At 33.8% G+C, this 515-nt stretch carries 1 protein-coding gene; it reads left to right on the top strand.

Translation table 11 applies throughout. The features are described 5' to 3' along the window. The first annotated feature begins 91 nt into the window (after window positions 1-91). Window positions 92-250 (top strand): endonuclease/exonuclease/phosphatase family protein, encoded by a 159-nt coding sequence (locus FJV41_RS55455; protein WP_181791552.1) that lies wholly within the window; start codon window positions 92-94, stop codon window positions 248-250. Window positions 251-515 lie beyond the last annotated feature (265 nt).

Genomic DNA, 515 nt, shown 5'->3' with positions numbered 1-515 from the left:
CTAAAGACAGTCATCAAACCACAAGAGGAGAGAACAAGAGAAGAAAGGAAGAAAAAAGAGAAACAAAAACAAATCTAAAGCAATTAATAAAATGGCAATAAGAACATACATATCAATAATTACCTTAAATGTTAATGGACTAAACACCCCAACCAAAAGACATAGACTGGCTGAATGGATACAAAAACAAGACCCATATATATGCTGTCTTCAAGAGACCACGTCACTTCCAGGGACGTATACAAATTGAAAGTTAGAGGATGGAAGAAAATGTTCCATGCAAACGGGAATCAAAAGAAAGCTGGAGTAGCAATACTCATATCAGACAAAATAGACTTTAAAATGAAGAATATTTTAAGGGACAAGGAAGGTCACTACATAATCATCAAAGTATCAATCCAATAAGAAGATAAAACAATTTTAAGTATCTACGCACCCAACCTAGGTTCACCACAATATATAAGGCAACTGCTAACAACCTTAAAAGGACAAATCAACAATAACACAATCATAGT

The sequence above is a fragment of the Myxococcus llanfairpwllgwyngyllgogerychwyrndrobwllllantysiliogogogochensis genome (assembly GCF_006636215.1).
Taxonomy (GTDB): Bacteria; Myxococcota; Myxococcia; order Myxococcales; family Myxococcaceae; genus Myxococcus; species Myxococcus llanfairpwllgwyngyllgogerychwyrndrobwllllantysiliogogogochensis.
Note: the sequence above shows the minus strand (reverse complement) of the source record. Positions and strands in the feature narration are given on the sequence as shown.

Excerpts from the sequence above, each read along its gene's own strand:
- FJV41_RS55455 (WP_181791552.1), top strand. The coding sequence starts at position 92 with ATGGCAATAAGAACATACATATCAATAATTACCTTAAATGTTAATGGA.